The organism is Aeromonas sp. SER (assembly GCF_038739615.1).
In the GTDB taxonomy this organism is placed as follows: Bacteria; Pseudomonadota; Gammaproteobacteria; order Enterobacterales; family Aeromonadaceae; genus Aeromonas; species Aeromonas jandaei.
In genome coordinates this window covers 298309-309503 of sequence record NZ_JBCGFC010000005.1, presented here as the reverse complement: position 1 = coordinate 309503, position 11195 = coordinate 298309, and the positions used below count along the sequence as shown (strand labels likewise).

Sequence of the window (11195 nt, the reverse complement as noted above, 5' to 3'; positions counted from 1 at the left end):
GAAGATCTGTTAGTATGCGCCTCGCACTTGGGGAGGGGTTCCCGAGCGGCCAAAGGGATCAGACTGTAAATCTGACGGCTCTGCCTTCGAAGGTTCGAATCCTTCTCCCTCCACCATTCAAGTGCAACAATCAGGAAAATACCCCGTGGAGGGGTTCCCGAGCGGCCAAAGGGATCAGACTGTAAATCTGACGGCTCTGCCTTCGAAGGTTCGAATCCTTCTCCCTCCACCATCTTCCTGAACACAATATGCAATGCCCCTGTGGAGGGGTTCCCGAGCGGCCAAAGGGATCAGACTGTAAATCTGACGGCTCTGCCTTCGAAGGTTCGAATCCTTCTCCCTCCACCATCATTCAAGAAAACCCGGCCTCGCGCCGGGTTTTCGCTTTTCTGGCCCATACGGTTTGCCACCCCTTGTCAGATCTGACAGTTGCATTTGCTGCCGATTCTGTTCACTTTATCACCACCTTTATCAGAGTATTCACATCATGTTTGAGATCTGGGACGAACATGGCCATGCCACCGGGCTCACCCTGCAAGCCCTGAAAAAGCGCATGGAAGGCTATCAGGGCGACCTGATGGTTCGCTACAGCAACAAGCTGGGCCTGCCCACGACGCTCTTCGTGACAGTGAAGCAGGGTATTCCCTATCAGCGCTTCAAAGCGGGCAGCCCCAGACTTGACTGGGAGTGGCTGGCTGGCGCCACCAACGGCGCCATGCCCCGCACCATTCGTGAACAGCGCTTCGAGATGGCGCTTGCAGCCATCCACTAGATTACTAACTCACACCGCCAGCTCATCGACCAGCTGCTGCAACAGAGCACAAAACCGCACCAGTTCATCGCCACACGCTGCAGCCCCCTGTTGACGGATCCGCTCCTCCAGCCGCCAGCCCTGCTCAGCTACCTCCGGGATCATCATGGCGAGCGTACCCGCCTGACGGTGCACCCACTCGGCCAAGGCGATATCTTCTTGCGGACGCATGCCAAGTCCACGCTCCAGTTCGTCACGACACTGCTGCAACGCCTGTCGCAACGGCTTACCTGCGCCAAATAGCGAGCTCACCACAGCGAGGTCGAGTAGCCGCTCGGAGGGGAGGATATGCCACTTCTGCAACATCTGGCGCAATCCAGCCAGCAGTACCGGCTTGCCGAGCAGATCGTCCATCCCGGCGGCAAAACAGCGTTCGCGCTGTTCCGGTAACACGTTGGCGGTCATGGCGATGATCAGCAACCGCTCATCCTGATCCTCCTGCTCGCGTACCTTGCGGGTGAACTCGTAACCGTCCATCACCGGCATCTGGCAATCGCACAGCACCAGATCGTAAGGAGTGCGCGCCACCATCTCCAGCGCCTGCTCCCCCTGCCCGGCCAGATCACAATGCAAGCCAAGCTGGCCCAGCTGGCGCATCACCAACGACTGGTTTAGCGGGTTATCCTCCACCAATAGGATCCGGTAGGGCAGCAGCTCGCCGGCTTCAGCCTGTTCGCGCAGCGGGGCCGGCAGCAGGGCATCGGCCAATCCCAGCTGGCGATAACACACCTCGCGTACCGCATGCCAGGTCAGGGGATTGCTGTTGAGCAGATAACGCCCCGCTTCGCGCCGATAACCCATGGGCGAGTCCAGCTCTACCAGTCTGATGGCATCGCCGTGAGCCTGTTCGCTGTCGCTAAAGTGCAGCTCTGCCCCACCCGCTTGCCCGGTGCAGCTCACCCCCAGCGCACCGAGGTGCAGCAACAGGGTGTGACGCAATTTCTCATCGCGCAGCTCGATGACAGCACGCATCCCGGCGAGGTGCGGGTCTGGCTCGGAGTGGGCCACAACCGGCAGAGTCACGGTCAACGTGATAAAGGTGCCAAGGCCCGGCGAGCTCTGCAGTCCAATCTCTCCCTGCATCAATCCGGCAAGGGTGTGACAGATGCTGAGCCCCAGCCCACTGCCGCCGTAACTGCGGGTAGTCGAGCTCTCCGCCTGTTCAAAAGCGTTGAAGATCCGGCTTTGCGCCTCGTCACTCATGCCAATCCCGCTATCTCGTACCCCAAACTGCAGCCGCTGCCTCCCCTCTGCCTCCTGCAATACCGCGAGGGAAAGCTCGACAAAACCGCGCTCGGTAAACTTGATGGCATTGCTGACAAAGTTGAAGAGGATCTGGCGCAGTCTTAGCACATCGCCACGCAAGCGGGCGGCCACCTCCTGATCCGCCAAGAGATAGACTCGCAGCCCCTTGCGCTGTACCTCGCTGACGGTCATGGTCAGCACGCTGTCGATAAGCTCCCGCATCAAGAACGGCACTTCGTCGAGCACCATCTTGCCCGCCTCCAGCTTGGCGTAGTCGAGCACGTTGTCGATCAGCGCATGCAGCCCCTGTGCTCCCCGGTTGATGATCTCCACCATCTGGCGCTGATCTTCGCTCAACCCGGTCAGCGAGAGCTGCTCCGCCATACCAACGATGCCGTTCATCGGGGTACGGATCTCGTGGCTCATGGTGGCCAGAAATTCCCCCTTTATGGTGGCAGCAGACTCGGCTCGCACCTTGGCGCTGGCCAGTGCCAGCTCGACCTGATGCCGACGGATGATCTCCTGCCGCAAGCGCCAGTAAGCGACCAGCAGCGTCAGGATAAACAAGCTGATGGCCAACCCCACCGGCAGCAGGGTGCGCACCAGTTTCGCCCTAGGGATCCCTTCGCTGTAATTGAGCGCCAACCAGCTGTTGCGGATCTGGCGCTGATCCTTGTCGCTCATGCTGGCCAGCACCCGGTTCACCAAAGGTAACAAGGGTGCGTATGGCTCACGTACCGCCACAGCCAGCTCATCCTTGAAGGGGGTAGGCGCGGCGATATGGAGTCGGTCATCAAACTGCTCGGTGACAAGACGGGAGACCACCACCAGATTGCCGATGTAGGCATCCCCTTGTCCAGCGGCGACACGGGCGAGCCCATCGCTGGCATCACGGGTCGTGGTCAGTTTAAGGCCGGGCACCAGCGCCCTGAGCTCGGGGATCAACATGCCATCGGTCAGCAGCAACTGTTTGCCGGCCAGATCGGAGAGATCCCCGATAGGGAGGCTGCCACGTGCCGTCACCAGCACCATCGGGAATGATGCAAAGGGCTCGCTGGCATGCCACCCCACCAACCGCTCGATGATCCGTGTGGGCAGTACAGCCAGATCCACATCGTGATGCAGCAGTAGTTGTTGCAATTCGGGCCAGCTCTGTACAGGGATGCTGCTGTATGCCAGCCCCAGCTTCTCTTGCAACACGTTCAGATAATCCGCTATCAAGCCTACCGAATTGCCATCCTCATCGTGATAAGAGAAGGGCACCCAGCCGGGGATCAAACCCAGCTTTAGCGGCGGCAGCGTCGAGAGCCAGCCACGCTCATCAGGACGTAGCAAGAAATTGCTGTGCCCCATAAAATTGGGTTCCAGACTCTCCCCCAACCAGCGTTTCTCCAGTTCACTGCGCGCCTCGACCGTCAGCGCCTGAATCGCCGTATCAAGCCGGATAGCAAGAGTGTGTTTCCGGCTGGCAATACCAAGGTGAAGGGTCTCCATCAACAAGGGTGACTGGGCGACCACTGCCAACGCCGGGTGACGCTCGATAAACAGATTGGCCACATGGAGATTGCCGATATAGGCATCTGCCCGACCTTGTTCAACCGCCTGCAATGCACGGCGGGTATCGACAAAGAGCCGAGGTGTGACATGGGGATAATGCAGTTTCACCAGTTTCTCGGTCAGAAAACCTTTTTCGATGGCAATGCTCGCGGACTGCAACCGGCTCACATCCCGAAACAGGGCGCTGTCCTGGCGCACCACCACCACAGTCGGCGAGGTGTAGTAAGGCAGGCTATAGGTGACGCACTGGCGCACTTCAGAGTTAAAGGCATCAAGCAGGATATCCAACTTGCCACGGCAGGCATCGCTATACATGGCTTCCCAGTTCGGATAGATACGCCAGGCAATCCGATAGTCCAGTTTCTTGGCCAACTGCTCCATCAACTCGACACTGAAGCCGGCGGCGGCCTTGCCGTCCCACTGCTGAAAAGGGCCCCATCCTCCGGCCAATATTCCGACTTCAATCGTTGGGACAGAGGGGTCAGATTCCGCCAATACGGCAGGCGTCAAGAAAAAAACAGAGACAATAATTATGAATCGTTTGATTAATGACATAAGCGAACAATATATAGACATAACGATTCAAATATATTTATCAAAAGATATATGCACCTGAAAAAATGGGGTGCGCACGGTAGTATAGAAATGTTAGCTTTGATAGCCTGAATATTATTCACCGTTTTATAAGAGGCTCATCCATGTCCTTCAAGATTATTCTTGCCGATGACCACCCCTTGATTCTGACCGGGATCCGCAGCCTGATTGACCAGATAACCCCCCATTGTGAAGTGATTGCCGAGGCATATCAGGTATCTGACTTGCTGAATTTATTGCAGCAACATCATTGTGATCTGTTGATCACCGATTTCAGCATGCCAGGAGATACCCGTAGCGATGGGCTGGTCATGATCCAGCAGTTGCGCCGGGATTATCCCAATCTTCCCATTATTGTGCTGACCCAAATCCAGAACAGTGCCATCTTGCAATCCCTTATTCAGGCTGGGGTAAAAGGACTGATACTAAAAAAATCGGTTATTAATGAACTTGCCGATGCCATTCGCCAGATACTGCTCGGCCATCGCTATATTGGCCCAACAGTACAAATGCTGCTGGCCAGTGCCGGTATCTCCGGGCAAGGCAACAACAACCCGCTGACGCCCAAGGAGAGTGAAGTAGTGCGCTTGCTGGCCAGCGGCATGTCGGTTACTCAGGTTGCCGACTACCTTCATCGCAGCGTCAAAACCATCAGCACCCAGAAAAAAAGCGCCATGGTACGACTCGGCTTGCAAAGTGATAGCGCTCTATTTCTGTATGCACGGGAGAATGGTCTATATTAACGATTTATTGCGTGACAGGGTCAATAACTGCATCAATAACTATCGTCACATTCCCCTTGTAAGTGCCAGGGGAATCAAGGACACCCTCAACATTTTTACTATTTATCTTGAATAGTAGATAGTCACGTATGGTAGACCCACTCATATTAAATCTTGTGCTTGTTATTGGGCTAAGTAACGTATCTTGACCTTTATTTATTCTATAAACATCAAGCGCCATTGATTTTTTATTACTATTGTTTTTTAAAAGGCAATTCTTCAAACCTATAAATTCACACTTCAACGTCATTGCTACAGGTACCGAGCTAATAACTTGCATTGGTAGCAATCCGCTGAGTGTCGGCACTCTACTGGAATGCCATCCTATTCCATCAGGCTGCAAAACTAATCTGTTACTACCGACAGGAAAAATTACCTTAATCTGATTCCTAACAACCAACCTGAATTCTAAGTCTATGGACTGTGGTGACGGATTGGGAAGATCTCCATAGTCAAAATCCTTATTGGAACCAACAAGTAACCGTAATCTTCCTTGATAAAGTCCATTCGGTAAGGTTTCAATCCCAATCGGTATCAACTTATAACCAAAGAGAATTTTATTTACATTCGCAACACTTTGACCGCCACCTGATGTAAAAGCACGACTATAGCAGCGACCACCTGTTTTTTGCTCAGCTGGGTTGATCTCATAAAGAAGCGTGTCTGTAGATGAAAGATGAGCATCAACTAGCTTGCAATTAGCAACTGGGTCGGCCTGAGCAATATTATTATCCGCTGACAATGCTCTCTTGGTCATAATAAATCCCGTATGAGTAAAAGAAAACTTCATGTCACGGCTATTCCCCTTTCCATCAGACATAACAACATTTTTCTCCCCAGTGAAGTGGTGATGAAAAAGTCTATGCCAGACATACACATTAGATGATAGAGCTCTATCAATATTCGCATCGATTGCAACGATCCTTGACAATCTATTTTCACATACAAATGAGATAGGCAATGTCACGCATGGTTCTGTTATCCTAAAATCTCCACCCACGCCAGAGTTCAATTGCGCATACTCGGCATTAACATACACTGTTATTCCATAGGAAAAAGAACCATAGGTCGATATACACAAAAAAAACAAAACTCTTAGCACTTTGACACCCTATAACAATATGGATAAAAACTGATCGCCAGCACTAATAAAACAATGTACAACATTGCATTGATTAACAGCATGTCATTGAGTTCACCATAAGCTTATTTATAGTTCACCATAAAGTTAACCAAGCGTTATAACGATTTAGTTACTCTTATTTTTGTACGATAACTCTGGGTGAGCATATTAACTCCCCCAACTGAATCACATCAGAATTAACAATTTGTTTCTGTCCCCTTGGTGCACTGTTGCAATTAAGAGTGCCATTATGTTCCACGCTAAATTCTGGCTGTCGTCGACTCGCCTCCAGCGCAAAGAAGCCATCATTTTCGGTAAATGCCCGCCCTATGGGGTTGCTGACCATGGCACCACGCAGCGGCTTGTTTTGCTCGTCCAGCAGGCGACCAATCACAGTAACGGTGCTCACAGCATTCACTTGGCCATAACCCACCCCGCCGCGATTAAGGTGGTAGGGGAGCACGGTCGGCTTGATGGTGAGTGGCATCCCCTCGTGGTCGGCCATCTCCAGTTGCAAGGCACCGCTCTGCAAGGCTGGCACCAAGACCAGATGACGGCCGGGCCCAAGGGTCTGTACGCTGCCCATATCGTCGCTGACCCGGATCCGCGCCGCCTCATCATCGGCTGCAATATCGAGGATCATCGCCGCCTCATTGCCCATGCCGCCCATATCGCGGGAACCGAGCGCCAGATCCCCTTCATGCCCCAGCGCCAGCACACTCTCCAGGTTGACGCCTCCGGTCACCTCTGCGTTATAGGAGGAGTGCTGGGCAAACAGGTCGCCGCCCAACCAGGGCGCCACGAAGCGGCCATAGCCGGATAGACCGGTACCATAGCTGTCGTGGGTGCTGCCCACACTGACCTGACGCAGCGGCCCCCAATCCACCTCCTGCTGGTAGTTGAGATAGGCGCTGCGCTGGGCTCCGCCCGAGCGAGAAGTATTGCTGCCCAGCCCCAGCGACAACTGGCGATCATCTCCCCCCAAGTTGATAGTGAGACTCAGCGTGCTGCCGCGATCTCGCTGCTGCGCCGTGCTCTCGCTGCCGGGACGATCGAACAGGGTCACCCCCCAGGTCACCCAACGCCCCCAGAGCCGGTCACTGTAGTGCCACCCCAGATCGCCGCCGTTGCCACGACCAGACTGGTGAGAGAGATAGACGCCGAGGGAGCCCCACTTTTCCAGCGATTGCTGCAGCGACAGGCTGGAGACCGCACTCACTTCCCCTTGCGTGCGCAGATTGCGCGAATGGCTGGCAACCAGACTGCTATTGCCATGCCAGTAGATCCCCTGCAAGTCGTAACCCCACCCCATGCCAACACTCTGGTTGAGGGAGGCAAAACCGTGGAGCTGGCTGGTCGCCTCCCAATCGAGCGAGAGGGAGTGCTGGGCACGCTTGTCCACATACTGGCTACCCGCCCCCACAATCAGCGAGGGGAGCAGCAGATGGTTAACGGCAATGCCACCACTGGCCCCCTCCAGATCGCTGTCTCCCTGCCGCACCAGCCACCGGGTCTGACGCCCGGCAAACAGGTTGAAACGCCACGGCTCCTCCGGTGTCTGCCAGTTGGAAGGTTTGTAGATCATCTCGCGCCAACGACGGGTCTCCTGACCATCCTCCAGCAATCGCAGCTCCACCTCGTAGATACCGCCAGGTAGCGAGCGGGTATCGAGCGCCTGCAGACCGGATACGACCGGCTGGGACTGGATGAGGTTACCGTCCCGATAGATCTCCACCATGCCCGGTCGTGCCGGTGCCACCTGGATCGGGGCCAGACTGGGCACCCCGCGTTCCCGGCGCAGCAGATCCGAGCTGCCCCACATCACGCCAAGCACTGTGGGCGTCGCACCACTGTAGTAGTTGGGCTGACGCACCAACCCCTGCGCCGAGGGAAAGAAGAAGCCGAGACGATAAAAATTGGCCTCATGGAGCCGTTCTCCATAGACCTGAGCCATCCCCAGATCAGTTGGCCCACCCTCTTGCCAGGTGGCATCCCCCTCCATAAAAGGGGTCCACTGTCCCCAGCTGCCCTCCAGCTGCAGGTTGTAGTGTCCATTGCGCTGGCTCCCCTGCACCAGGTTCAACTGGTTCTGGACGAGCAAGCCCTTGCTCTCTTGGGGCAACGCCATAAAACGCTGATCCCGCGCCCCCTGCTCCACCTGACCGGTCAGTACCGAGAGCTGGGACTCCTCCAGGCTGTATTGCAACCCCACGATGCCTTCAGGGCAGGCTCGGCTACACTCGCCGAGCGGCAGATGGCTTCCCAGCTTGCTCAACCAGCGTTCACGTGCCCCTTCATCAAATTCGCTCTCCTGTACATCCACCAGTGAGAGCAGTTGTACCGAGTTATCCCGTCCGAGCAGCACTTCCCCATCCCCCAGCAGACGACCGTCAACGGTGACTCGCACCATCAGCGGAACGCCAAAAAAGTGCTCTTCAAACCCCTCGGGCAACTGCCGCGCCTGTTGCAGCAGCAGTGCCGGATCTGCCGCCAGAGGGGCAGAGAGCAACAACCCGAACAAGAGAAGAAGAGAACGAACCATGAAGTGCAACCTGAATGCCTGGAATCTCAATTAAAGGGGGGCCTGATGGCCCCCACATACCCAAGTCAGCCACCTTGAGCAGGCGGAGCCTCGGACTCAAACATCATGCTGACAATCCCCTGATAGTTGCCGGGCTTGTAGCCACCGTTTGGTGCCACGGCCGGAACAATCTCCAGTCCGACCTGTTTGCCGGTATTGGCATCCGCCTGGGTCAACAACTCGGCGGATGTGGTGGTCAGCGCGACACCTCCGACCTTGACCGTCAAACCGATGCTCTCCTTGCCGCTGGCCATGGTGGCGGGATAGACCAGATAGCCCTTGATGGGGCCAAGAGTGCTCTTCATCTCCAACTGCTTGGCTAATGGCTCCAGCTGCTGGTTAAAGGGGTTAAACGTCAGTTTCTGCGGGGTACTCATCCAGTCACCCACGGGCTGCACATAAAAGTTTTCGGTCGGGATCTGCGCCGTTACCGTCACCGTATGCTCTACTCGCTCGGCCGCCATCAGCGTATTGCTCGCCAATAGCAAGGCCGGGATGATCGATAACTTCTTCATAACTACTCCTTCAGGTGTGATTACCTGTCTTGTGATATATCGGGATTCAGAGCTTGAACTCCTTGAATACCGACTTTTTCCCTTCGATCAGTTCAAAACGAACTATTCGGGTTGCCTCTTCACTGACCCGCTTTTTAACGCCAGGCAGCAGATGCATCTTCTCCGGTTGACTACATGAGCTCTCTTTTGTGTCACACAGCTCCAGATAATCGAGAATAACGGTGGCATTGCCCCGGTTCTCCACATAAAGGGCCCCGGTTTCACGTTCAATCCGAGTGTCATAACGGGTCTCTTTGGGTGCCACAAACAGAATGGTGCCAAAACCGGTCATGATGCTGACACCGGCACTTATTTGCTGTTGTGGTGGTAATTCGGTTATTTCATCATCCTGTGGCTTGACCGGTACAAAACGCACCCGAAAATAACGTTCCCGCTCCCGCTCTCCCATATAGATAAAGCGGGTGGCCTGCATGCTGCTTGCGGGAATAATCAACCTTGATGGGCTGGTAACCAGCTGACGAACGCCCTCCTCAGGTAAATCCCGCTCCTGTGGCACACCATCAGCACCATATACAATCTCGGCCAGCGTTATTTTGACAAAGGCCGTCTCATCACCAATATTTCTAACCCGCTTTAACAGGGTGCTTTTCTCTGCCGGCATATAGTCATATAAAGTACCAACGCTGATATCCGGCGATGCCAATGCGTTACTGCTCAATATAAACAGCAACAAAATAGAAAGTTTATTCATGGGTGTTATCACACTGCTAAAATAGAAAGATGCTCTGTCACACCAGCGCTCTAATAAACATTTACTTGCAAACAGCCTAATCAGTATATTTTGTTTGGTTGTTCATCATTAAGGCCAGTCTAGATAATGCTCACACCAAACTTAATCGGAATAATCTGATATTGCCAAACCACTTCCCTCTCTATTTCCCTCTCAATAATCGGACAATTCCTACAGCCAGACTTCCGTTGCCTCTCGTATTATTCACAGCTATATCCGTCAACAGGTGAGTGCCATGTTTGCGTTCAAAGAAGAGTTTCCGGTCAGTGGCGTGGCATCCCTGACGACAGCGGACATTGCCGTACCCTTTTATCAGCCAATCGTTGACCGGGATCGCCAGATCATCGGCTTTGAAGCGCTGGCCAGACGCTGGGATCCCGCCCGGCAGGGCTACCAGGGCATCGACTTCCTGACTCTGAGCCAGGGTGAAGCTCTGGACATCGATATAGTGATACTGAGAGCGATTTGGCGTGACCTGCCCGTACTGGCACGCCATGCGCCCTGCTCCCTCTCCATTAACTTGAATCCTGCACTTGAGAGCTCGACATACCAGAACCTGCTGTTGCTGGTGATCTTGCAGGCTCGCAAGCTGGGGATAGCGATCTGGTTCGAGGTGCTGGAACACGCGCCGCTCTATCGCAAACATCGGGAGCGGATCGAAGTGCTGCGCAGCCACGGCGCTCATATCGCCTGCGATGATTTCGGCACCCAGGAGTGCAATTTTCAGCGGGTGATGGCGCTCCCCTACGAGATCATCAAGCTGGATCGCTCCCTGCTGCTGCAGGCGAGCAAGAGCAGCCATGCTTTGCGGATGCTGAGCGGTCTGGTGGAGTATCTGCAGCGCTTTGGCATGAAGGTGGTGTGCGAAGGGGTCGAGACCCTGACTCACATCGAGATCGCCAACCAGCTAGGTTGCGACTATCAGCAGGGCTATGCCCACGCCATGCCCGCCCCCCTGTCTCGCTGGGCCTGACAGCGATACACCCCGTCCCTCTTTATCCCTGCCAAATTGCATGATGGCGTGGGGGCGAGTACAATCTCGCACCCCGAATATCTGGCGCATATTTTATAAGCGTGCAGGCTGGATATGCCGTTATCGGGTGGCAGAACACCATGTAATGGCTCGCGCTGCTACTCAATCCATACGGCGCCATCAGGTGGCGCCGTCCTGATTTGCAATCAGATACGAAGAGTCCG

General features: G+C 54.7%; 8 protein-coding genes and 3 tRNA genes. 6 read left to right on the top strand and 5 right to left on the bottom strand.

Annotated features, from left to right (window positions below):
- Positions 1-31 precede the first annotated feature (31 nt).
- From AAHA41_RS10510 to AAHA41_RS10495, 4 genes are all read left to right on the top strand, one after another.
- Positions 32-116 (top strand) — tRNA-Tyr (locus tag AAHA41_RS10510).
- A 31-nt stretch (positions 117-147) separates the two neighbouring features.
- Positions 148-232, top strand: a tRNA-Tyr gene (locus tag AAHA41_RS10505).
- Positions 233-263: 31 nt separating this feature from the next.
- Positions 264-348, top strand: a tRNA-Tyr gene (locus AAHA41_RS10500).
- 139 nt (positions 349-487) lie between these two features.
- Positions 488-772, top strand: coding sequence for a hypothetical protein (locus AAHA41_RS10495; RefSeq protein WP_041210732.1), 285 nt, complete (start codon positions 488-490; stop codon positions 770-772).
- Positions 773-781: 9 nt separating this feature from the next.
- On the opposite strand, the gene AAHA41_RS10490 is transcribed toward AAHA41_RS10495, so the two are convergent.
- Positions 782-4189 (bottom strand): transporter substrate-binding domain-containing protein, encoded by a 3408-nt coding sequence (locus AAHA41_RS10490; RefSeq protein WP_323070377.1) that lies wholly within the window; start codon positions 4187-4189, stop codon positions 782-784.
- Positions 4190-4311: 122 nt separating this feature from the next.
- Here AAHA41_RS10490 and AAHA41_RS10485 point away from each other — a divergent pair, with 122 nt between their 5' ends.
- A complete protein-coding gene (locus tag AAHA41_RS10485) occupies positions 4312-4950 on the top strand; it encodes a response regulator (RefSeq protein WP_041210730.1) in 639 nt (212 codons plus the stop codon).
- 4 nt (positions 4951-4954) lie between these two features.
- On the opposite strand, the gene AAHA41_RS10480 is transcribed toward AAHA41_RS10485, so the two are convergent.
- From AAHA41_RS10480 to AAHA41_RS10465, 4 genes are all read right to left on the bottom strand, one after another.
- Complete coding sequence (locus tag AAHA41_RS10480) at positions 4955-6028, bottom strand: hypothetical protein (RefSeq protein ID WP_323070376.1); 1074 nt, start codon at positions 6026-6028, stop codon at positions 4955-4957.
- A gap of 220 nt (positions 6029-6248) precedes the next feature.
- Positions 6249-8654 (bottom strand): TcfC E-set like domain-containing protein, encoded by a 2406-nt coding sequence (locus AAHA41_RS10475; RefSeq protein ID WP_323070375.1) that lies wholly within the window; start codon positions 8652-8654, stop codon positions 6249-6251.
- Between the two features lie 65 nt (positions 8655-8719).
- Entirely contained in the window at positions 8720-9208 is a 489-nt protein-coding gene (locus tag AAHA41_RS10470; RefSeq protein WP_323070374.1) for a CS1 type fimbrial major subunit, read from the bottom strand.
- A 46-nt stretch (positions 9209-9254) separates the two neighbouring features.
- Positions 9255-9959 (bottom strand): hypothetical protein, encoded by a 705-nt coding sequence (locus tag AAHA41_RS10465; RefSeq protein WP_323070373.1) that lies wholly within the window; start codon positions 9957-9959, stop codon positions 9255-9257.
- A gap of 274 nt (positions 9960-10233) precedes the next feature.
- Here AAHA41_RS10465 and AAHA41_RS10460 point away from each other — a divergent pair, with 274 nt between their 5' ends.
- On the top strand, positions 10234-10971 hold the full coding sequence (locus tag AAHA41_RS10460; protein ID WP_323070372.1) for an EAL domain-containing protein: 738 nt from the start codon (positions 10234-10236) through the stop codon (positions 10969-10971).
- Positions 10972-11195 lie beyond the last annotated feature (224 nt).

Bases quoted from the DNA above. Each gene is read 5' to 3' on its own strand.
- AAHA41_RS10470 (WP_323070374.1), bottom strand. From the start codon at position 9,208: ATGAAGAAGTTATCGATCATCCCGGCCTTGCTATTGGCGAGCAATACG.
- AAHA41_RS10465 (WP_323070373.1), bottom strand. From the start codon at position 9,959: ATGAATAAACTTTCTATTTTGTTGCTGTTTATATTGAGCAGTAACGCA.
- AAHA41_RS10495 (WP_041210732.1), top strand. From the start codon at position 488: ATGTTTGAGATCTGGGACGAACATGGCCATGCCACCGGGCTCACCCTG.
- AAHA41_RS10475 (WP_323070375.1), bottom strand. From the start codon at position 8,654: ATGGTTCGTTCTCTTCTTCTCTTGTTCGGGTTGTTGCTCTCTGCCCCT.
- AAHA41_RS10490 (WP_323070377.1), bottom strand. From the start codon at position 4,189: ATGTCTATATATTGTTCGCTTATGTCATTAATCAAACGATTCATAATT.
- AAHA41_RS10460 (WP_323070372.1), top strand. From the start codon at position 10,234: ATGTTTGCGTTCAAAGAAGAGTTTCCGGTCAGTGGCGTGGCATCCCTG.
- AAHA41_RS10485 (WP_041210730.1), top strand. From the start codon at position 4,312: ATGTCCTTCAAGATTATTCTTGCCGATGACCACCCCTTGATTCTGACC.